Source organism: Peribacillus phoenicis, assembly GCF_047238085.1.
Lineage (GTDB): Bacteria > Bacillota > Bacilli > Bacillales > DSM-1321 > Peribacillus.
In genome coordinates this window covers 4,101,227-4,123,124 of the sequence record NZ_JBDFMF010000001.1, presented here as the reverse complement: position 1 = coordinate 4,123,124, position 21,898 = coordinate 4,101,227, and the positions used below count along the sequence as shown (strand labels likewise).

The 21,898-nt window shown below is 41.0% G+C and carries 24 protein-coding genes and 1 riboswitch; of the genes, 17 read left to right on the top strand and 7 right to left on the bottom strand.

All coding sequences use genetic code 11. The annotated features are described in order from the left end of the window. Positions 1-164: 164 nt before the first annotated feature. The 9 genes from ABC374_RS20230 to ABC374_RS20190 all read left to right on the top strand — a co-directional run bounded on the left by ABC374_RS20230 (position 165) and on the right by ABC374_RS20190 (position 8,319). On the top strand, positions 165-1,028 hold the full coding sequence (locus tag ABC374_RS20230) for an amidohydrolase family protein (protein ID WP_413019563.1): 864 nt from the start codon (positions 165-167) through the stop codon (positions 1,026-1,028). Beyond that, complete coding sequence (locus ABC374_RS20225) at positions 1,009-1,338, top strand: UxaA family hydrolase (RefSeq protein ID WP_413019562.1); 330 nt, start codon at positions 1,009-1,011, stop codon at positions 1,336-1,338. Before ABC374_RS20230 ends, ABC374_RS20225 begins: the two co-directional genes overlap by 20 nt. Beyond that, a complete protein-coding gene (locus tag ABC374_RS20220) occupies positions 1,335-2,498 on the top strand; it encodes a UxaA family hydrolase (RefSeq protein ID WP_413019561.1) in 1,164 nt (387 codons plus the stop codon). Before ABC374_RS20225 ends, ABC374_RS20220 begins: the two co-directional genes overlap by 4 nt. A 30-nt stretch (positions 2,499-2,528) precedes the next feature. Beyond that, positions 2,529-3,344 (top strand): SDR family NAD(P)-dependent oxidoreductase, encoded by an 816-nt coding sequence (locus ABC374_RS20215; RefSeq protein WP_350300083.1) that lies wholly within the window; start codon positions 2,529-2,531, stop codon positions 3,342-3,344. After that, positions 3,341-4,114, top strand: a complete 774-nt coding sequence (locus ABC374_RS20210; protein WP_350300082.1) for an SDR family NAD(P)-dependent oxidoreductase — start codon at positions 3,341-3,343, stop codon at positions 4,112-4,114. The genes ABC374_RS20215 and ABC374_RS20210 overlap by 4 nt, the downstream gene beginning before the upstream one ends. A 15-nt stretch (positions 4,115-4,129) precedes the next feature. Then, positions 4,130-5,044, top strand: coding sequence for a fumarylacetoacetate hydrolase family protein (locus ABC374_RS20205; protein ID WP_413019560.1), 915 nt, complete (start codon positions 4,130-4,132; stop codon positions 5,042-5,044). Next, on the top strand, positions 5,037-5,462 hold the full coding sequence (locus tag ABC374_RS20200) for an RbsD/FucU family protein (RefSeq protein WP_413019559.1): 426 nt from the start codon (positions 5,037-5,039) through the stop codon (positions 5,460-5,462). Before ABC374_RS20205 ends, ABC374_RS20200 begins: the two co-directional genes overlap by 8 nt. Positions 5,463-5,484: 22 nt before the next feature. Then, on the top strand, positions 5,485-6,825 hold the full coding sequence (locus ABC374_RS20195) for a sugar porter family MFS transporter (protein WP_413019558.1): 1,341 nt from the start codon (positions 5,485-5,487) through the stop codon (positions 6,823-6,825). A 109-nt stretch (positions 6,826-6,934) separates the two neighbouring features. Continuing rightward, a riboswitch (ZMP/ZTP riboswitch) is annotated at positions 6,935-7,013 on the top strand. Positions 7,014-7,119: 106 nt separating this feature from the next. Further along, a complete protein-coding gene (locus ABC374_RS20190) occupies positions 7,120-8,319 on the top strand; it encodes a phosphoglycerate dehydrogenase (protein ID WP_413019557.1) in 1,200 nt (399 codons plus the stop codon). Between the two features lie 135 nt (positions 8,320-8,454). Here ABC374_RS20190 and ABC374_RS20185 read toward each other — a convergent pair whose 3' ends face one another. From ABC374_RS20185 to ABC374_RS20165, 5 genes are all read right to left on the bottom strand, one after another. Further along, positions 8,455-8,622 (bottom strand): hypothetical protein, encoded by a 168-nt coding sequence (locus tag ABC374_RS20185; RefSeq protein WP_170971670.1) that lies wholly within the window; start codon positions 8,620-8,622, stop codon positions 8,455-8,457. Then, complete coding sequence (locus tag ABC374_RS20180) at positions 8,619-8,780, bottom strand: hypothetical protein (protein WP_350300077.1); 162 nt, start codon at positions 8,778-8,780, stop codon at positions 8,619-8,621. The genes ABC374_RS20185 and ABC374_RS20180 overlap by 4 nt, the downstream gene beginning before the upstream one ends. A gap of 377 nt (positions 8,781-9,157) precedes the next feature. Beyond that, on the bottom strand, positions 9,158-9,625 hold the full coding sequence (locus tag ABC374_RS20175) for a hypothetical protein (protein WP_350300076.1): 468 nt from the start codon (positions 9,623-9,625) through the stop codon (positions 9,158-9,160). A gap of 192 nt (positions 9,626-9,817) precedes the next feature. Further along, positions 9,818-10,288, bottom strand: coding sequence for a FixH family protein (locus ABC374_RS20170; RefSeq protein WP_413019556.1), 471 nt, complete (start codon positions 10,286-10,288; stop codon positions 9,818-9,820). 27 nt (positions 10,289-10,315) lie between these two features. Beyond that, positions 10,316-11,659 carry a PepSY-associated TM helix domain-containing protein gene (locus ABC374_RS20165; protein ID WP_413019555.1) on the bottom strand — a complete coding sequence of 448 codons (1,344 nt, stop codon included), beginning with the start codon at positions 11,657-11,659 and terminating at the stop codon, positions 10,316-10,318. A 201-nt stretch (positions 11,660-11,860) separates the two neighbouring features. On the opposite strand from ABC374_RS20165, the gene ABC374_RS20160 reads away from it, so the two are divergent. The 5 genes from ABC374_RS20160 to ABC374_RS20140 all read left to right on the top strand — a co-directional run bounded on the left by ABC374_RS20160 (position 11,861) and on the right by ABC374_RS20140 (position 15,189). After that, a complete protein-coding gene (locus ABC374_RS20160; RefSeq protein WP_350300073.1) occupies positions 11,861-11,992 on the top strand; it encodes a hypothetical protein in 132 nt (43 codons plus the stop codon). Between the two features lie 48 nt (positions 11,993-12,040). Continuing rightward, a complete protein-coding gene (locus ABC374_RS20155) occupies positions 12,041-13,102 on the top strand; it encodes a M4 family metallopeptidase (protein WP_413019554.1) in 1,062 nt (353 codons plus the stop codon). A gap of 32 nt (positions 13,103-13,134) precedes the next feature. Continuing rightward, positions 13,135-13,452, top strand: coding sequence for a protealysin inhibitor emfourin (locus ABC374_RS20150; protein ID WP_413019553.1), 318 nt, complete (start codon positions 13,135-13,137; stop codon positions 13,450-13,452). A gap of 745 nt (positions 13,453-14,197) precedes the next feature. Next, a complete protein-coding gene (locus tag ABC374_RS20145; RefSeq protein ID WP_350300070.1) occupies positions 14,198-14,752 on the top strand; it encodes a competence protein ComK in 555 nt (184 codons plus the stop codon). A gap of 167 nt (positions 14,753-14,919) precedes the next feature. Further along, positions 14,920-15,189: an excalibur calcium-binding domain-containing protein gene (locus ABC374_RS20140; protein WP_098370146.1), complete on the top strand. Its 270-nt coding sequence runs from the start codon at positions 14,920-14,922 to the stop codon at positions 15,187-15,189. Between the two features lie 317 nt (positions 15,190-15,506). On the opposite strand, the gene ABC374_RS20135 is transcribed toward ABC374_RS20140, so the two are convergent. Beyond that, positions 15,507-15,806 (bottom strand): hypothetical protein, encoded by a 300-nt coding sequence (locus ABC374_RS20135; protein ID WP_413019552.1) that lies wholly within the window; start codon positions 15,804-15,806, stop codon positions 15,507-15,509. Between the two features lie 440 nt (positions 15,807-16,246). Here ABC374_RS20135 and ABC374_RS20130 point away from each other — a divergent pair, with 440 nt between their 5' ends. Both ABC374_RS20130 and ABC374_RS20125 read left to right on the top strand, forming a co-directional pair. Next, positions 16,247-17,560 (top strand): Nramp family divalent metal transporter, encoded by a 1,314-nt coding sequence (locus ABC374_RS20130; RefSeq protein WP_350300068.1) that lies wholly within the window; start codon positions 16,247-16,249, stop codon positions 17,558-17,560. 95 nt (positions 17,561-17,655) lie between these two features. Further along, entirely contained in the window at positions 17,656-18,633 is a 978-nt protein-coding gene (locus ABC374_RS20125; RefSeq protein ID WP_413020408.1) for a 2-hydroxyacid dehydrogenase, read from the top strand. Between the two features lie 243 nt (positions 18,634-18,876). Here the strand turns inward: ABC374_RS20125 and ABC374_RS20120 are convergent, their stop codons facing one another. Beyond that, positions 18,877-19,137 (bottom strand): zinc ribbon domain-containing protein, encoded by a 261-nt coding sequence (locus tag ABC374_RS20120; RefSeq protein WP_350300067.1) that lies wholly within the window; start codon positions 19,135-19,137, stop codon positions 18,877-18,879. 401 nt (positions 19,138-19,538) lie between these two features. On the opposite strand from ABC374_RS20120, the gene helD reads away from it, so the two are divergent. Further along, positions 19,539-21,878, top strand: a complete 2,340-nt coding sequence (gene helD / locus ABC374_RS20115) for an RNA polymerase recycling motor HelD (RefSeq protein ID WP_413019551.1) — start codon at positions 19,539-19,541, stop codon at positions 21,876-21,878. Positions 21,879-21,898 lie beyond the last annotated feature (20 nt).

The following is a 21,898-nucleotide window of genomic DNA, read 5'->3' as shown; positions in this document are numbered from 1 at the left end:
CCGTTCCAATTGGGAATGGCGAGTTTTCTTATTAACAAGAGTTGAAAATGGTAATTCCATTTTAGATAGTTTAAGAGATTTCGTTTAATTTATTGACAATTTAAAATATTGCTGTTATTTTAATGTTACCGGTAACATATAGATAACAAGAGGGGGTCGGCCTGATGATTGATGCACATCAGCATTTTTGGAGAATTGACCGAGGTGATTACTCTTGGCTTACAAATGATATGGGAGTCCTTTATCGGGATTATCTTCCCGACGATTTATCGCCCTTAATACATAAGAATGATATTTCGGGTACCGTCCTTGTGCAAGCGGCTCCAACCTATGAAGAGACTTTATTTCTATTATCCTTGTATGACCGCCATGACTGGATATATGGTGTGGTGGGCTGGCTTGACTTATCTGCTCCATCATTCCCGGAGCAATTGGATTCTTTAATGACACGACCGGGAATTGTTGGTTTACGCCCTATGTTGCAGGATCTGGAAGACAGTGCTTGGATTTTACAGGAACAAGTGGTGGAGAATTTGAAACAGCTTATTCGATATGATCTTCCACTGGATTTGTTGATTAATCATAAACATTTTTCATCTGTTTTAACATTGATGAAAACGCTTCCTAACCTAAAGGCCGTCATCGACCATATGGCTAAACCGAATATATCAGCAGGGGGATTAAACAAATGGCAAGAAGAAATGAATACTTTGTCACAGTTTCCGAACATTTGGTGCAAACTGTCGGGTTTATTGACCCAAGCTGATCCTGCAATGTGGAAGGTGGAAGACTTTAAGCCATACATACAACATATTGTTCGGGCATTCGGGCCGGACCGTTTACTTTTCGGCAGCGATTGGCCTGTATGTTTATCAGCTGGGGGCTATGAAGACGCAGTGAGGGTCATTAAAGGGAATTTACCGGAAACTTTAACACAAGCTGAAGTGGATAGGATATTTTCTGGAAATGCTGAAGCCTTTTACAAACTAAAAGAAAGGGGAGAGCGAAATGGGCCAGTTAGCTTATGAACAGGACGTTACAAGCATCGTCATGTCTGATCAGGATAATGTAGCTACTTCATTGAAAGATGTAAAAGAAGGGGAAACATTACTCTATGTCATCAATGGTAAAAAAATGGAAGTGGAAGCAAAGCGTTCGATTCCTTTTGGGCATAAAATCGCAATCAAACCGATTCAGCGATCGGCGACGGTCATCAAATATGGAGAAGTAATCGGTGCAGCCACGATGGATATCGAGCCTGGTGAACATGTCCACATACATAATATTGAGGGAATCAGAGGAAGAGGAGATAAGGCGGAAGGGGAGCAAACACAATGAGCATGATAAAAGGGTATCGCCGTTCAAATGGCAAATTTGGAATCCGTAATCATCTATTGATCATCCCTACCGTCATTTGTGCCAATCATGTGGCCAACAGAATCCAGCAAGCTGTACCGGAATCAGTGGCCATTCCGCATCAGCATGGATGCAGCCAGATTGGTGATGACAAAGAACGTACACATAAACTTCTTGGCGGAATGGGGAAAAACCCGAACGTTGGTGCGGTTCTGTTAATTAGCTTGGGCTGTGAGGTGATTGATGCCAAGGTATTGAAACAGGAAATTGAAGAAGAAACGGGAAAGCCTGTGGAGTGGCTTGATATCCAAGATGCAGGTGGGACGATAAACGCGATTAAGAAGGGGACTGAAGTGGCGAAGGGTCTATTTCTGGAACTCGAAAAAGTGCCGCAAGTGGATGCCCCCATTTCAGAATTGATAGTAGGTGTGAAATGCGGCGGTTCAGATGCTACATCCGGTCTGTGCAGCAATCCCGCTTTAGGGAAAACGGCTGATCAGCTCTTGAAACAGGGCGGAACGATCGTAATGGGCGAAACCACGGAAATCATCGGAGCTGAACATATTGTCGCCCAAAAAGCAGTGAGCGAAGAAGTGGCCAAGAAACTATATGCATATGTTGATAGATTCGAAAAAGAAGTGGAACGCATCGGGGCAGATATGCGTGGCGGAAACCCGAGCCCGGGCAATATTGAGGGCGGGCTCTCGACCATCGAGGAAAAATCGCTTGGCTGCATCAGTAAAGCAGGTACGGCCCCATTGAATGATGTCTTATCATTTGCAGAAGAAATCCCGGGTAATGGCTATTACTTCATGGATTCCCCGGGGAATGATATCGAGTGTGTTTCAGGCATGGCGGCCGCCGGTGTGCATATCGTCTGCTTTACGACAGGAAGAGGGACACCAACAGGGAACCCGATTATCCCGGTCATCAAAATAACGGGAAATGAACATACGGCAATCAAGATGATCGATAACATCGATATTGATACAAGTCCTGTCATGAAAGGGAAAGAAACGACGGAGGAAGCGGGAAATCGCATTTTTGAAACGATTGCTAAAACAGCACAAGGTGAATTGGCAAAGGCGGAAATTCTGGGACATCAGGAATTCAGCATCAGCCGGATCAGCATCAGCCTTTAGAAACAGATAGGAAAAGGGAGGAGAATTCATATGGGTAAATTGAATAATCGAACAGCACTTGTCACAGGAGGCAGCCGGGGAATCGGTGCAGCGATTGTCATGAGATTGGCTGAAGAAGGTGCCAATGTGGCTATCAATTATACATCGCCAGGTTCATTTGAAAAAGCGAAGGCTTTAAAAGAAAAAGTAGAATCCGAGTTTCATATCCAAGCGATCGTCGTAAAAGCAAACGTTGGGGTGAAGGAAGATGTCGATGCCATGATCGATGAAGTGGAGAAAGAGCTGGGAACGGTGGATATTTTAGTGAATAATGCTGGTATTGCCCCGTTTGAGCCTTTTTTGAGCCTTTCGGAAGAGACATGGGATGATACGTACCGGACCAATGTGAAATCGATCTTTTTGACGACGCAAAGAGCGGCGAAGCGAATGATTGAAAATAAATATGGCAAGATCATCAATATTACATCAACGGCTAGCGTCCTTGTCACGAGTCCTGTCATTCCCCACTATATTTCATCGAAGGCAGCTGCCTCGCATTTAACGAAGGCGTTGGCGATTGAGCTAGGCAAATACAATATCAATGTGAATGCTGTCGGCCCAAGCACCGTTGCGACGGATATGTGTGAGGAATATTTGGAGGATCCGCAAATTCTCGCAAAAGAGATTGAAGCCAATCCGATGAAGAGACTTGGGACCGAAAAGCAAATTGGTGATTCCGTCGTATTTTTGGCATCCGATGAAGCCATGCAAATCAACGGGCATCTGTTAATGGTGGATGGCGGTTTAACGGTGAAAGCGGCGCAGCCTGAAGACCATATGAATCATGAACAGGAGGTAACGTCATGAGACTGCAAAATAAAATCGCTGTCATCACTGGCGGGGGAAGCGGGATAGGAAAGGAATCAGCCCGTTTATTCGCTAAAGAAGGTGCATTTGTCGTCATTACCGATATTCATGCAGTAAATGGGCAGGGCACCGTTTCTGAAATAGAGGAAGCTGGCGGGAAAGCGGCGTTTTATGAGGTGGATGTAACGAATCCGGAAGCGGTTCAATCCGCAATCTCCCAGATCATCGAAACCTATAAGAGAATAGACATATTATTCAACAATGCCGGAATCTCAAACGTAGGCAGGGTGGACGAAGTGGAACCGGATGTGTGGGACCGCATCATGAGCGTGAATGTGAAGGGGGTTTATCTGCCTTCTAAATATACGATTCCTTATATGATGGAACAAAAGAGCGGGGTCGTTATCAATATGTCATCATGTGCAGCGGAAATGGGTCTCGTGAAACGTGCCGCATACTCTGCAACGAAAGGCGCTGTACTGGCTTTAACGAAAGCGATGCAAGTGGATTATGCACCTTATAATATTCGGGTGAACGCTTTATTGCCGGGTACTATCTTGACACCGTTCGTCGAAAATTACTTGAAAACTTCATATGACGATCCTGAGGTTGCCATCGGCACGATCAAGAAAAGACAATTGAGCGGCGATTTGGGCAGACCTGGTGATGTAGCAAAAGCGGCACTGTTCTTAGCTTCGGATGAGTCTGCGTTCATGATGGGATCGCCTCTATATATTGATGGCGGGGTTGTTTTCGGGAAAAATGCATAAAAGGGGGAAGAAACGTTGAAATTGGCTACTTTTATTAAAGATGAACAGCAGAAACTTGCCGTTCAAATTGAGGATCAGTTAATAGATATCGAAGAAACGGCTAAGAGGAATGAATGGAACCAAATCGTGTCGGATGTGATGCAAGTGATAAACTTCAGCCAATCCGAACGGGACGAATTTGAAACTAAGATCCATGAAGCTGTCAGAGAAGGAATGGCAGCCGTAATTGAAGAGAAAGGGCTCACATTCGGTCCCAGTGTAACAAAGCCGCATAAAATCATTTGTGTTGGGTTGAATTACAAAAGACATGCAGATGAAACCAATGCACCGTATCCTGAAGTGCCAATCTTATTTAACAAGTTTGATAATACATTAACGGGTCACGGATGTGAGATTGCCATACCAAGTGTAACGAATGAACTGGACTATGAAGTGGAACTCGGAATCGTGATCGGCAAAAAGACAAAAAACGTTTCCGAAGAAGCAGCACTCTCCCATGTGTTCGGGTATTGTACGGTCAACGATTTGTCGGCAAGAGATCTGCAAATGAGGACGCCGCAATGGCTGCTTGGAAAAACCTGTGATGATTTCAGTCCTGTTGGTCCTTACCTGGTAACAGAGGACGAAGTGGGGAATCCAAACGACCTGCAATTGAAAACGTATGTTAATGAAGAACTAAGACAGAATTCCAATACATCAGATATGATCTTTTCATGTGCGGAAATCATCAGTTATATTTCCAAGCATATGACATTGGAACCGGGGGATCTTATATTGACAGGTACACCTGAAGGAGTCGTATTGGGCTTACCGGCCGAACAGCGTGTTTATATTCAGCCAGGGGATGTGGTCACCGTTGAAATCGAAAAACTGGGATCACTCACGAACACATTCGTGGCTGAAAGCGAAGAGGCTTTGACGAATGCTTAAAGGAATTCCGCCAATACTTTCTCCTGAATTGATGAAGATCATGATGGAGATGGGGCACGGTGATGAAATCGTACTTGCAGACGGGAATTATCCGGCTGCAAGTCATTCAAACCGGATCATCGACGGTCATGGACATGGCGTGGCCGACTTCCTGCAAGCGATATTGGCATTCTTTCCACTCGATACGTATGTGACACATCCCGTCATATTGATGAATCCTGTGGAAGGCGATGAAAAAAGCCCTGTAATCTGGAAGAGTTATGAAGATATAATGAAAAAAACGAACGATATTCCTATCAAGATCGGAAAACTGGAACGAATGGACTTTTACGAACGAAGTAAAGCGGCCTATGCCATTATCGCAACTAGTGAACGAGCACAGTATGCGAATCTCATATTGAAAAAAGGTGTACTTTAATTTACTAAAAGGAGTGATTGATTTGAAAAAGATTCCGAATATTATGTATGTTTATGCGATTTTTGGCGGGTTGGCCGGACTATTATATGGTTTCGATTCCGGTGCCATTTCTCCAGCGATTCCATTCATCACCGAAGAGTTTGGACTAAGCCCGTCAGGTCAAGGATTGATAGTAAGTTTCCTGCTATTAGGGGCATTGCCTGCTATAGTCCTTTCCACTTCACTATCTAAGGTGCTTGGAAGGAAATCACTCCTGATTGGAGCGGGCATCACATTCATCGTCGGGTCGATTGGTTGTGCCTTCGCTACAAATGTAAGCGTTTTAATTGCATCACGGTTCATCCTGGGAATCGGCTGCGGAATAGCCAATATGTGTTCACTTATTTATTTGGTGGAATTGGCTCCTCCTAAAATCAGGGGATTGATCGGCGCTTTATATCAACTAAGTGTAAACGTCGGGATTTTGAGTGCTTACATAGTGGGGGCTTCCTTCTCCGCTAGCGGATCTTGGAGAATCATGCTCGGAATCGGGATCATTCCAGCAGCAATCTTCACATTTGGAATGCTTATCTCACCGGAAAGCCCACGGTGGCTCATGGCTGCAGGAAAGGAAGACCGTGCAAGGAAGGTCTTGATGAAACTAAGGGGAACGAAGCAAGAAGTGGAAGCTGAAATAAGTGATATCAATCATTCCCTTAAACAGCAAAGCGTAGGATTCAAACATTTAGTACAACAATATAAAAAAATATTGAATATGAATTTCATCTTAACATTCTTCCAAGTCTTCACGGGAATCAATGCCGTTGTATACTTTGCCCCGATCATTTTCGACGGGGTTGAAATCAACGGATGGAGCGGTTCCAATATAGCAAACTTCGGAATCGGGACGGCCTTGGTCGTTTCCACTGCCATCTCGTTATTCATCGTTGATAAACTAGGCAGAAAAACGCTGCTAATCTACAGTATTGGCGGTCAGGTCCTGCCACTGATCGGATTGGCACTATTTTCGGATTATACAATCTTCAGTATGGTTTGTGTGTTCTTATATGTCTTCGCATTCGGAATCGGCCTTGGCCCTGTCTTCTGGCTATTCATACCGGAAGTGCTGCCATTGCAGGCAAGAGCGATCGGAATGGGAGTCATCACCTTTTTACAATACACATTGAACTTCCTTTTTTCATACACGTTCCCTCCACTGTTAAGTGTCATTGGCAATAACGTCTTTCTCATCTATGCGGTCTTATCAGTGGTAGCTTGCGTATTCATACACTATAAAACTCCTGAAACAAAAGGGAAATCATTGGAGGAAATTGAAGAATACTGGCGTGAACAAGATTTGGCAAAGGCGATTAAACCTGCTTGAATCCGGCATTCGCAGTCGTGGTGAGTTGTGACTTCTGCAAAAAAAGGGATAAACATATAATTTGATATTGAAGATTGCAGAATAGTTTGATAGAATGAAATAAATGAAAAAGACTATGTGCAACTGGCGAAACACGGATAACCGTGAGGGAACACATAGTGTCGTAGCCGTTCGCCTGGGCAGAGGTAAGGGATTTTATCCCTTGCCTCTTTCTGTATATTAACAGATAGTGAAGGTTTAAAGTCAGTATTTTGAAATTTCAAAACTATCATATTCAAAAGAGGAGCAAACAAAATGAGCACAATTCTTTTAGAAAAAGTGAAAACGATCAAGGCGTTAAATAATATTGCCGAAAGCGGACTGAATGTATTCAACAAAGGGGATTTTACGGTTGATAATGACAGTGAAAACCCTGATGCAATCGTTCTTCGCAGCTTTAACATGCATACTATGGAATTCGGCGATCAGCTAAAGGCAATTGCAAGGGCAGGGGCTGGAGTCAATAATATTCCGGTCGACAAATGTACCGAGCAAGGAATTGTCGTTTTCAATACACCTGGTGCTAACGCAAACGCTGTAAAAGAAATGGTGCTGACGACATTAATGGCTTCATCTCGTAACCTTTTTGCAGGTGTGGCTTGGACAAAGACACTGGAAGGCGAAGGAGAACAAATTCCAAAGCTTGTTGAAGCAGGAAAGAAACAATTCGTTGGTAAAGAAATCAAGGGAAAAACTCTTGGCGTAATCGGTTTAGGAGCGATCGGTGCACTTGTAGCGAATGATGCGCTTGATTTGGATATGGATGTCATTGGTTTTGACCCGTTCATCTCTGTTGATACCGCTTGGAATTTGTCACGCAATGTACAGCGCGCCATGACGATTGAAGAATTGTTTGCAGAATCTGATTATATTACAGTACACGTTCCATTAACTGACGACACAAGAGGAATGTTCAACCAAGAAACATTCAGCATCATGAAGCCGGGCGTACATATCTTGAATTTCTCACGCGGCGAGCTAGTGAATGAAAATGATATGCAAGCTGCACTTGAAAGCGGAAAAGTAGGCAAGTTCATTACTGACTTCCCGAATGAAAACGTGTTGAAAATGAAAAATGTCGTTCCAATTCCGCATCTTGGTGCCTCTACGCTAGAGTCAGAGGAAAACTGTGCGATCATGGCAGCTCGTCAGTTGAAGAGCTTTTTAGAAACAGGGAACATCAAGAACTCTGTAAATTTCCCGAACACTTCCCTTCCTTATACAGGAAACCGTCGTGTGGCAACTTTCCACGAAAACGTTCCGAACATGGTTGGGCAAATCACGCTGGCTGTATCAAGCTTTAATCTGAATATCGCTGACATGGTTAACAGAAGCCGTGGGGGATATGCCTATACGATCATCGACATTGACGGTGAAGTAAACGGCGATATCATTCCTGGATTGGAAGAAAAAATCAAACAAATCGAAGGCATCGTTACAACTCGTATTATCTAATTGGAACCGGAAGAAAGATGATTAATAGTGAAAGCCTCAATTCCTTAAGGGAATTGAGGCTTTTTTAGGCTTTGTTTATGAAAGTTGTACAAAAAAAGCCACTTATTGTGGTAATCATATAAAACTAAAAATCTGTCAGGGTTTCACCTCCGTTTTTTCTTCATAATGTACAAACAACATCAAGTAGAGTGCGAATAGAAGGTGCAAATAAAGTGGAATATCCTTATCGTTTTGAATGGCAACAAATACGTAAATTCCATATAGCAAAATAGGAATGGTTAAAAGGATTCTGAGCTTAGTCATATGCCATCCTCCCATTTATCCTCAAATATTAATACATCAAGCATTTGAGCCACTTGAAAATCCTTTTCTGCTATTGCATTTATTAAACTTGTACAATTATTTTCCCTAAGAACATCTGCTAATAATTGTAAATCCATTGTCATTATTGCTGGTTTCATTGTTTCATCCTCCTAATTAACTAAATATTCTGTCACTTCCGTTAATACAATAGTATGAAGTACAGAGAAAATGCTGTCAATCTATATTCCATCTGTACTCATTTTAAGTTAACGGATTCATAAGTTATCTACCAAAATAACCATCTCATATATAGGTAAAACGGTACCAAAGCGGTACCAAAACGGGGAAGCATTGCGATCTGAACGCCAGGGAGCAACTTGCTGCGAACCTGAATCAATGGAGTCGCTGGTGTGCCTCCTTGCTTCCGTTCACTTCAGCGCATCTAAGTAAAAGAATCGCCCCTAATCCAGAGACGATTCCCTATCTTTCTTAAACACCCTTTCTACAAAAAAGGATTACCCTATATTGTTCTTCCTCAAAAATTCTGATGCTGATGAAGGATATTCGATGTTAAAAAAGCTCCAACAGGAGGCAATTGCCCGGTATACGCATTACCGCTAACTGGAAATTGATTTTGAGCTATATCTGTAGTGGCAATCCATGATCCAGACTCACCTGCTTGCAGAGAGGGAGGCTTCATAAGAAAACGTCCTTGAAGAATGAAATGTCGAATTCTACTCTGTTGATCATCAATTATGGTCAAGTTGCCAGAGAAAGTGGCATAAGGTGAATCAAATGCGATTTGTTTGGTGCTTTCATTCCAAAATCCATTAATCGGAATGGGTCTGCCACGAAAATTAACCGTACCAACCACCCTATTATCTATAATGGAATTAATGGTAAGTGTGCCCCAAATAATTGTTCTGCCAGCTATTGAAGAGTGGATACCCCATACAGATGGGTATGGAAAGCTAACTGAAGCAGTTCCCTGTGAAGTTACCAATGCTATGCCCTCCCTTAAAGATCATGTACTGAGGATGCTTCCTTGTTTAAAGGAACAATCCAGTATATGCAGCACAAGCGGAATAATTTAATAAACAAAGGTGAAGTACTGTAAATGCATTCTCTCAGATTCATAAAAATATCCATAAAATTATCCGGTCTTCAATTGAAAACCGGATTTTAAATAAATATTTTAATGATGATGTTCATGACTTTCTGCTTGTTTTTGGATTCCTTTTTGCAAGAATTCCAATTCACTTTCAGACAGTTTTCCTACGATAAATTGTTTTTGAGGCATAATGATTGAACCGTCGTTACTAGCATGTACTTTTATATAGTATAGGCCATCACTATCAAAGTTTTCACTTAAAGTATAAGTACCATTTCCCTTTTCCTCAGCCTGTTCCATACTATATTTGAGCGAGCCATCTTGTTTCCATATCTCAAAATGAACAAAATCTGCGTTTTCAACCATTTTACCACCTTGAGTAAGCACAGCCTTTATGGTCTCCTGTGTATTAGCTGAAAAGGATGCTGGTATAATTATTTCAGCTTCAAGCGGTGTTTCTTTTTTGTATAGATCAGTGACATCCTTTTCAAGTGAACAAGCACTTAGGAATGTGCTGAAAATAAAGATTAATGAAATACATATAGTTTTTTTCACTGCAAAAGCCATCCTTTACATTTCGAATTATGCATTCAAAAACTTTTTGACTGCAGATATTCTGTTAATGATTAACCAGTCAATTAGCCAAACAACAATAAGGGACAAACCAACCAAAGGAAACAAAATTCCTAGACCTATTAACAGAAATAGAAAGGAATTCATGTTCTTTATAGGAGGAGCTTTTGGTGCACCTAATCCTTTTTTCGGCTTTCGCTTCCACCATAAATAAAAACCACTAAATGCAACGAGCATGATTCCTAAACAAATAAAAAGGCTGAATATTTGGTTAATCAAATCAAATTGAGTCCCTTTATGCAAGGTAATTCCCCAAGCAACTATTTTTCCTATTAAACCGTAATGATCATAACGATAATCAGCTAGAACTGCACCGGAATATTGGTCAATATGAATGGTCGCTTCTTCTTGTGCTCTTGGTGGAAAAGCTGACAATGTATATACGCCATCTTTTTCTTGTGGAATATTTATGCTATAACTTGGGTGCATCCCCTCACGATTCGCTATCGTAACTACATCATCTATGGACAGTGGGATAAAACCTTGAATATCTGAGAGAGGTACATCTAAATTTTCTGCTGCCCAAGGAACATCTGCAATGTCTTTTGTCTTGATTGAGGATGTTGGAGCATTTCCTGTCCATATGGAAGGAGGGTACCCAGATCCAGAATTGGTAGTTAACGATTGAAAATTACTTCCCCAAAAACCTGACCAAGGCAATCCTGTCATGATTAAAAATAACATGCCCGCAGTTATCCAAAAGGCAGGTACTGCATGTAAATCTCTTCTGAAAGTATTCTTTCCTTTATTTAGTCTTGGAAAAAGAACACCTGAAAGGCTTTGCTTCTTTTTTGGATACCATAAATAAAAACCAGAGACAATTAACACAACTGCCCAACACGCAGCTAACTCTACAATTCTATCTCCTAAGGTGCCAGCCATCAGTTCACCATGAATTTCCTCTATTTTATCCATGATTCTGTCTTCATCATTTAACTCTCCAATAGATTTACCTGTATACGGGTCCATGAAAATCGTAAGAGACTCATTATTAGAAGTGATGCTTACTTCGCTCGAACGAGAGGCACTTTCTCCGGGATGATACTTTGTCACCACTGCATCAGGGTAAAGTTCCTTCACACTCTCAATCTGCTGGGATGCCGGTAATTTATCTCCTTGCGGTGTAACCCCTTGGTAGTCTTGGTAAAGCAAGTGTTCAATCTGCGGCTTAAATAAATAGATTGAGCCAGTAACTGCCAGAATAATAAGTAAGGGTGCAAAAATGATTCCAGCGTAAAAATGCCATCTCCATACTGTTCTATACAGAGAGGAGTTTGGTTGTTTAGTTTCCATGTATACAGAACCTCCGAGTCGTACTATTAAATTCACTATATAGATGATAAAAGAAAATTGTGAGAAAAATATGAAATTTATTTAAAAAAAGGAAGTTTGTATTTGTTAAAGAGTAATTAAGTCATATTGACTAAGAAGAACAACTGTAACTAAGGAGTGAACTTCCTGAGAAAGGGTTAGCAAGAAGTGGAGCAGGAAGGAATGGAGGGAAATGAGGTAGTTGCGGCGAAAGTAGTCTATAGAAATGTGTTGAAGATAGGAAGAGCAGCAAATGTGAACGGATCAGATAAACAGCTAATGAGCATGAAGAACGTGTTAAGAGAAGCGGTTTGAAAAACCAAATGATAATAGATCGTAAAAAAACATGGAGGAGTGACGCATATGCATAAAAAAGGTTGTTCCAAATTGAAGTGTCAGTGTTTCATCGTACCTAACTATATTCTTGAGAATTTGGCACAAAATGAAGTGGAAGAAGCACGGATCAGTTTAGCGAAAAGCCGTCAAATGCGCAGGCGCAGAATATTGAAAGAATACGATATTGACGGTGTTGTCGCACTAACGGATGCAGGATCTGGACGTCAAGGTGAATCTGCCCGCCATGTTTATGATTGCAAGGGGGGAACGAAACTCCGGGAGAATGAGGCAAGGAAAGAAGGAGATCGATCAAGTGCAGATCCTATCGTTAACGCTGCATATGATTATAGCGGAGTTGTACGTGATTATTTCAAGGATGTCTTGCACCGTAATTCAATTGATAACCAAGGTCTGGATCTCATTCTTAACGTTCATTATGGCAATAAATTCACGAATGCTTATTGGGACGGAGATGAAATGGTATTTGGTGATGGCGATGGGGTCATCTTTAGCAATTTTGCCAATTCACTCGATGTAATTGGACACGAACTGACACATGGGGTTACGCAGTTCACAAGTGGATTGGAGTATGAAGGTCAGTCCGGGGCATTGAACGAACATCTTTCAGATGTGTTTGGAGTTGCCATAAAACAATTTCACTTAAAGCAAACAGCAGGAGATGCCGATTGGCTAATCGGTGCTGATATAATGGGACCGACACTGAAAGGGCAGGCACTCCGTTCGATGAAAGCACCAGGTACGGCATTTGACAATAAGTTAATGGGTAAAGATATTCAGCCTGATCATATGAAGAACTTCTATAAGGGAGGACGCGATAATCATGGTGTCCATATCAATAGCGGCATACCAAACAAAGCCTTTTATCTAGTATCGATGGAGATCGGAACAGACAAAGCGGCATTGATCTGGTTTCATGCGATGCAGAATTTATTTGCGACGGCGAATTTCAATCAATTCGTGCAAATTGTCATCAAGGCAGCGCAAAAACTTGTTGATAGCGGCGATGTTACGAAAACAGCCATCAAGACAATTGAAAATGCTTTTAAAGCGGTTGGACTGCCTGAGTAGAAATATTCCATGAATAGGAGGCTTCATCTATCATGCATATCAAATTTAGCTGCATAGGGGGATTTGCCAACCTCGACTTGAATTTTCAGATAGATACAGAGAAATTGCCGAAAGAGAAAAATGAGGAATTGCAGAACTTAATGAAGACAGCTGACTTACCTAATGCTAGCCAAAGTAAAAAGGCTGGAGCTAAAGCGCAAGGGTTCGACGCGTTTTCATACCAGCTGGATATAGCCGATGAAAAGAAGAAGCAGTCTTACTCATTTACTGACATAACAGCTCCAGAGGAAGTAAGAACCTTATTGGATTATTTACGGAATTTAGCAATTGAAATAAAAATGGCAGAATAACCAAGAAAAAAGTCTATCATCACGATAGACTTGAGTTTGTAGACAAAAGGGTTTTTATCTAAATTTTAAAACAGAGTTGATTGGAACGGAAGGTGCGAGACTCCTGCGGGAAAAGCGCGTCAAGGGGAGACCCCACAGGCGCAAAAGCGCCGAGGAGGCTCCCGGACCGCCCGCGGAAAGCGAGTGCCTGGAGTGGAAATCGACGTTCCAGGTTTTATAAACCTAAATAAAAATTGAGACTAACTTGTTCTACATTGAGTTTGTCTACAGTCTGAAGTCTATCATCACGATAGACTTTTTTTGTTGTCTTGAAATTTCACAAAAATGTCATTTTATTTCACTTTTATATGAATTTTGACTGTTTGTTCTCTAATTGGACACATATTAACAAGAATATAGCAATTTAGAACAGCAGATTTTAAAAGGAAATTCGAAAGTATAGACCTTTGATGGGATTTTGTAAAGAGTCAGCCAATCAAACAGGAGATGCAGTCAAAAAAGGGAATGAATTTTGAAAGAGGGAAAATTAGATGGATTTTACAAAAAAATCATAAAATAGGATAATAGTCGCATGGAGGTGAATGACATATCAAGAAATGAAAGTGACGATAGACGGAAATAAAAACCCCTAGGTGAGTACGTCCTGGAAGACATCACCTAAGGGCTTGGGAGCAGGAGTATACCTGCCTCTATATCCAGTATACTCCAAAAAAAATGAATAGGGAAATGGGGAGTGAATGGAAGGATGATACGAAAAAACTATTTATTGAATAAGGAAACGGTGGGATTGTTGGAGTGTTATGATTCCAATGGTGTGGAGATGTCCACGGTAGTGGAGGGAGAAAGCACATTCCATGTTGCCCAACCGCGCCAGGAAATCCTGAATAACACGTTAAACTACTTTGGGTTGGATCTGGATGGCGGACTTGCAGCAGCCAAATCCGTGCTTGGTGGAAAATACAGGCTGCCAGTCTGCATAAACGCCCAGCAGGGAATGGTCTGGTTCTCCTCCCGCTCATTCCGGAAAAGAAGAGGAGTCTGGTTTTCCTACATCCACATTCGTGACTTAGAGGAAATGAACGAAAAAGAAACGCTGGTCCACACAAGCTATGGACATTGCCTTCCTGTATCATTAAGCAAAAATCAGCTCGCCTTCAAAAGGGACCAAGCATCCTATCTGCATACGACCTTCCATGAACGCTCAATGGGCAAAAAGACCTTTTATTACGAACCGGGAAGCGGAATCACCTTTTGCAAAGAACCCGGGGAGATCCATTACAGGGTGAAAGGTAAGGAATAAGTTGAGAGGAAGACCGCCGAAATGGCGGTCTTTTTCTTAGGATTAGATAAAGTGAGAGCGGGTTTTATTATAGTAAACTCTAACTATATAAATATAGTTATTGTAAAAAATGAACTGATACATTATGATTATTAAATAGTTAATATTTAGGAAAGGGAGTACATATTTTGAAAAGATTATTTGCTATTTTACTATCTTTTGGACTAGTATTGGGTCTCTCGTTTGGCGCGAATGATGTTGCCGGTGCCAAAACAAAGGTGAAGACGTATAAAAACTGTACAGCATTGAATAAAGACTACAAAGGAGGCGTAGCTCGTACATCTTCCGTTAAAAATAAAGGAGGAAAAACGAAATACAAGCCTCACGTTTCAAAGGCGCTATATGATGCCAATAAAAAAAGCGATCGTGACAAAGACTTGATCGCTTGCGAAAAATAAGGATTATTCTGAGAGACCTTTTTAAAAGAAGGTCTCTTTAGTTTGTAGACAAAAGGGGTACCATCTGAATTTTTAAACAAAGTTGAATGGAACGGAAGGTACGAGACTCCTGCGGGAAAAGCGTGTCCAAGGGAAGACCCCACAGGTGCTAAGAGAGCCGAGGAGGCTCCCGGACCGCCCGCGGAAAGCGAGTGCCTGGAGAGGAAAGTTCATTTTTGTACAAACTAAAAACGGAAGCTAAAGCCGATACAGGTCTTTAGCTTTTTTCCCGTGGTTTATCTTCCACTAACCCAATTTAATTCAATAAGACATCTTTTTTATCTTTCAAACCGTCCAAAATGTGTATTTTCTCGATTTATAAGTGCATCCCCAAGATTGATTCTGCTCATAAGTCTTTCATGGTCCGAAGGAAAACGTTCTTTAACATTTGCAACTCCCTCTGTTGTTGGGATATTACCATTAGGCATAGGACGTTCTTCTCTTTGAAATCCGGGGTTCAAGCTATCATTAATCATTACAGGTCTGTCAATTGTATCGTTGTCATCATTATTAGTAAGGTCTCTACGTGTATCAAGGTTCCCAGCATTATTAAATGGATCATTGTTATCTTGTGGCATATATTTCACTCCTTCGCTTATATTATCCGCTAATGGCAGTAATCTATTCGTACGCTGTACTTATCCTTTATTTATCCTGTTTTCCCCAATTTGCAACAACGCCTATTCTCTTGAATGGTCAACAAGTACGAGAGGTCAAAGGGTTTTTTATGCTTTTAAAAAAACTTCTAAATATTATGATTGACTTACATTTTAATTTGTCTTACAATTTCTTTGTAAATAGTCGAAAGATTCAATCAAATGGAAGGAGAACTTTCTTAAGAGCTAATTCACTTCAACATGAAGCATGACAACATACTGCGCGTTAACTTTATGTCAATTCCGGAAATGACGTAAAGTTCTGTCATAATTTCAATATCTGAATGTCTAGAGTTATCAAAGTATTATTGCTTTAGAAAAAATGAAAGCGAATACATACTCTTTGGAATGGAGTGAATAACTTGAAAAATCAATCAAATCTTGCTGAATCCACTGTGATTGCTCCGGAGGTCGTAAGTAAGAAAACAAATTTCTTCACGAAATTTAAAACATCCTATGGTCCGGGAATCCTTGCCGTGTTAACGTGGCTTGGAGCCGGTGATCTGGTGACGTCTTCTGTTGCCGGGGCGGATTATGGATATAGTTTAATGTGGATTTTAGCGCTGTCATTAATCCTTCGTTTTCTTATCGTTAATGTTATCGCCCGGTTCCAGCTTTGTAACACAGAGGGGTTAACCATACTTGAAGGCTATGGACGTATCCACCCATTTTTCGGTTACTTCATGTTTGGTTATGCATTAATCATGGGCCATCTGTTTAATGCCTATATGATTAAGGGAGCGGGAGAGGTATTATCGACCCTATTCCAAGTCAATCAGCCATTCTTAGCTTCAATGGTAGTTGTAGGATTAGTTTTTATGCTTATTGGCAGGAATATTTATAATAGAATTGAAAGTGTAATGAAGGTGCTTTTGGCATTATTGACGATTGCTTTCTTGTTCCTGGCCATTCAAGCTACACCGGATGTGGGGCAAATCATTAAAGGAACAGTTGGTTTTAGCATTCCAAGTGATACTGGCGTTCATGGAGCATTATTGGTGGCGATTTCAATTATCGGTGCAGTTGCAGGATCGATTTCGAACTTTGTTCATCCATATTTCATGAAGGAAAAGGGCTGGACGAAACCGAGTCATCTAAAGGTTCAAAGAAATGATTTACTGTTTGCCATCGGAGTTTGCATTGTAATCAACTTAGCCATTTGGGTGGTTGGCGCAGAAATTTTAAAACCGAATGGAATTCATGTCGAAACGATTGATGACTTGGCAATGGCATTACAAATGTCGTTAGGACAATTTGGCTGGTACATTTTCTATCTTGGTGTATTTGGCGTATTGTTTGCGAGTGTAGTAGGCAAGTCAACTGGTTTTCCTAGATTGATAGTAGATGCCTTTTACGTAATAAATAAGGATCGTCGCGAAAAGTACAATGGTAAATATGAAAAAGATCCAATGTATAAATGGGTTATGATTTTTGTATTGGTCACGCCAATCATTTGGTCCATTCCCGGCATGCCTGGTTTCATCGCATTGACAATTGGCGTAAATGCAATAAACATAATCGGTTTTCCGATTATCGCAATTGGCATGCTGGTGCTATCAAATAAAAAAAGCTTGATGGGAAAATATAAAAACAATTGGTTTGAAAATATTATTCTATCTTTAGCTTCCATTTTAGCGGTTTGGTCCGCAATTCAATTAGCTACAACCTTTTTTTAAATAATGGTAGATTATAGGTAGAGCGCAAAACATAAAGGCTATGTCGACATTTGATCCCGATAGGGTCCTACTTTATTGGAAGTGAGGTATCAATGATGAAACCAAAAGTAATCGTCTATAAGAAAGTGGATCAAAAAGTGTTGGATTATATTCAAGAGACTTGTGATGTCGTTTATTTTGAGGGTCTTGATTCACAAAACTATCCTGAATTTCTTCAGGAGCTGAAGAACGCACAAGGTATATTAGGTTCAGGATTAAAGGTGGATAAAGCTTTACTGGATCAAGCACCGCAATTAAAAATCGTCTGTAATTCATCGGTTGGATACGACAATTTGGATGTAACCGAGCTGACCAATCGCGGAATCATGGCTACGAACACTCCCGAGGTATTGAATGAGACAGTCGCAGATACGATTATGGGCTTGATGCTGTCCACAGCAAGAAGAATGCCAGAGATGGATCAAATGGTAAAGTCAGGGCAATGGACATCGAATATCGGAGAAAAATCGTTTGGGTTGGACGTCCATCATAAAGTATTAGGCATTATCGGAATGGGCGGAATCGGCTCTGCCGTTTCAAAAAGGGCCCGTTTTGGGTTCGATATGAACATCTTATATCACAACAGATCCAGAAATGAAGAAGCAGAACAAAAGTATGGAGCTACATACTGTTCTCTGGAAGATCTGTTAAAGCAATCTGATTTTGTCTGCTTGATGACACCGCTAACTCCTCAAACTGAAAAGATGATGGGGGAAAAAGAATTCAAGCTCATGAAAGAGTCCGCGATCTTCATCAATTGTTCAAGAGGGAAAACAGTGGATGAAGAAGCCCTGATCGATGCGCTAAAAACCGGTGAAATTCACGCGGCAGGGCTGGATGTCTTTGTACAGGAGCCCGTCCAGGAAGACAACCCGCTGCTTTCCATGAAGAATGTCGTCACTTTGCCTCATATCGGTTCCGCAACATATGAAACCCGCAAGAAAATGGCGATGCTGGCCGCAACCAACCTTGTCGCCGGATTACAGGGAGAAACTCCACCTACCTTGATCAAAGCCGGGGTAAAGGTAAAGTGATCTTTTATAAATTAAGCTGGATAGCCTTATTTGGGGCTATCCAGCTTTTTAGTTTCGGATTATTCAGTATTTTACTCATCCTGCAGAACAAACAAGCCCTCTCTATAATGGAGGGCTTCGGCTGTAGATAATCTCGTTAATATTGATTTCCACTCCAGGCACTCGCTTTCCGCGGGTGGTCCGGGAGTCTCGCGCCTTCCGTTTCAATCACATTTGAATGACAGTTTTTTCGTTTTCTGTAGTTTACTTATTCCATCGCTTTAACTTTGGGATACCTCTAGTAAAAAACTTAGCAATAAATTTAGGCATTTTCATATTTTCCATCAAATGATTTTGGACAAATTTTTGCATTTCTATCGCAGTAATATTTTGAGTGAATTCACCATTTATATAACAATGACTACAATATTTAGTGCTTTTACTACCATCTTTTTCAGTTCCTCCACCTAATTCATCTTTAGAAAGCGGCATTCCACAACTTTGACATGCTTTATATTTTTTCATTATAAATTCTCCTGCAAAAAGTTTTTTTCTAAACATTATCTAACAAACAATATTAAGTCAAGACAATATCACGTGTCATCGTTACAACGAATCAACCGTTGATGTGATTGTTGCAGCAAAAACAGGACTAGGCTTTCGAGATGAAAATAGTCAAAAAAAAAACCAGTCAAGCTGCTTGCTTAACTGGTTCCTAACTTTAAATTTTAAATTAGAGTATAAAATGACGATTCATTATGGCAACTGTTATGAAATATACATTGATATCATTCAGAAATTATGATAAATTAGTATAGAAACACATTTTATAATATACAAAAACAGTTTACCCCTTACTATAAGTATAAGGTAAAACTCACCTCTAGTCAACCCCTAATTTCTCATTTTTTAAAGGAGTGTCTGTTATGAACGATGAAATTCGGCAGGAGCAAGAACGTTTGGATGAGGTGATAGAAACAATCACGAAACAAATCAGCAAAATAGAAGGTGAAACTTCAAAGCGTAAAAAAGAAGTTGTTAATATCCGTAAACACTTTTGGGATGACCTCAAGGTTAATATCGATACTTTCGATGATTACCTCGAGACGATCATTGGCTTAAGGCAGCAGGCTCAAGACTTGTCACAAAGCGAAGGCGCACATAGATATGCCTTCAAGAGGCTGTCAACACTGCGCCGCATGCAGGAAGTACCTTATTTCGGCCGGATTGAAATCACTGAAGAGGGGTCTCCCCTTACGGAACAAATTTATATTGGGACTTCCACTCTTACTGATGCAACAGGAGAAAACTTCATTATCTACGATTGGAGGGCCCCGATTTCGAGTGTTTATTATGACTATCCTCCCGGTCCTGTAGAATACTCCACTCCCGGAGGCGTAATTCGGGGGATGCTGGAGAACAAGTGGCAATACACCATCAAGGGAGGCGTTATCGAATCAATGTTCGATACGAGTCTCACCATTGGGGATGAGATCCTGCAGCAGGTGCTTGGCAAGGGAACGGATAAGCATATGCACAGTATTGTGGCCACCATTCAACGGGAGCAAAATAGGATCATCCGGAACGATCGCGGACGTCTGCTCATTGTTCAAGGTGCCGCTGGCAGCGGGAAGACATCAGCTGCCCTCCAACGGATCGCTTACTTGCTCTACAAGAATCGAGAAAGGCTGAAAGCGGATCAAATCATTCTATTCTCTCCTAACTCCATGTTTAATAACTACGTATCCAATGTGTTACCCGAACTTGGCGAAGAGAATATGCAGCAGGTAACATTCCAGGAATACCTGGATCATCGTCTGACTGACTCTTTTCAAGTTGAGGATCCTTATGAGCAATTGGAATTTTTGCTGACTGGAGCGGATGATCCTTCCTATAGCACCAGGACAGCGAGTATCCAATTTAAGGCATCGATTCGCTTCTTTGAGATCATCAAAACATACAGACAATCATTGGAGCAATCCGGAATGATCTTTAGAGGGGTAAAGTTCCGGGGGGAAACGCTCGTCTCGGCCAAACAAATCTCAGAAAGATTTTATAACACAGACACCACATTAAGATTTCACAATAGGATTGAAAAGCTGAAAGAGTGGTTATGTGAGCTACTTGATGAAAGGGAAAAGTTTGAGTTGAAACAACCGTGGGTCCAGGAGGAAATCGAGTATCTTAGCAAAGAAGATTACCAAAAGGTATACACCTATTTAGAGAAAAAACGCGGTCATACTGAAGATTCCTTTGACGATTATGAGATAGAGAATAAAATGCTTGCGCGTATGATTGTTCGAAAGAAATTGAAGACGTTACGCAAACGGATAAAAGCACTTCATTTTATCAATATTAAGGGAATATACAAGCAACTTTTTGACGAACAAATGCGGATCGAACTGTGGAATGAGGGTGAAACACCTGCCGAAAGGGAAATTTGCTTATCAACCCAAAAAATGCTGGATGAAGGTAAACTGTATTACGAAGACGCGACTCCATTTTTGCTGCTGAAGGAGTTAATTCAAGGATTCCAGTCGAATACTTCTATAAAATATGTTCTTGTTGACGAAGCACAGGATTATTCTCCATTTCAATTCGAGTTTTTGAAACGATTGTTTCCTTCTGCTAGGATGACCGTGCTCGGTGACTTTAACCAAGCAATATTTGCACATGCCAGCGAACGGGTGGATTTCCAGACCCTTACCAGTTTATACGGAGTAAGTGAAACCGAGAGCATAACCTTGGATCAAAGCTACAGATCCACAAAGCAGATTATAGAATTCACACGTGAACTAATTCCAGAAGGCCATCGAATTAAGGCATTCAATCGAGAAGGCGAGAAGCCTGTACTCACTCATGTGTCCAGCCGAGATGAATTGCACCGTGAAATTCTGTCTAAAGTCAAATACTTTCAAAGTCGTGAGTATAATACAATCGCAATAATCTGTAAATCTGCTGCGGAAAGTGCCGTTGCATACGATGCCCTTAGTGTCCAAGGTGAAATTAAACTCGTTCAGAAAGGCACAAATGAATATGAACAGGGAGTTGTTGTTATTCCGGCTTATTTGGCCAAGGGCATCGAATTTGATGCTGTCATCATTTATGATGCATCTGTGCAAACATATGGTGATGAGAGCCTGCGTAGATTGTTCTACACCGCATGTACCAGGGCTATGCATAACTTACAAATATATACTGTTGGCGAACCAAGTCCTTTCTTGAAAAACGATGGAACGGAGAGCTTACTTCTGACCTCCAATTAACAAAGAATGGAGTAATTATT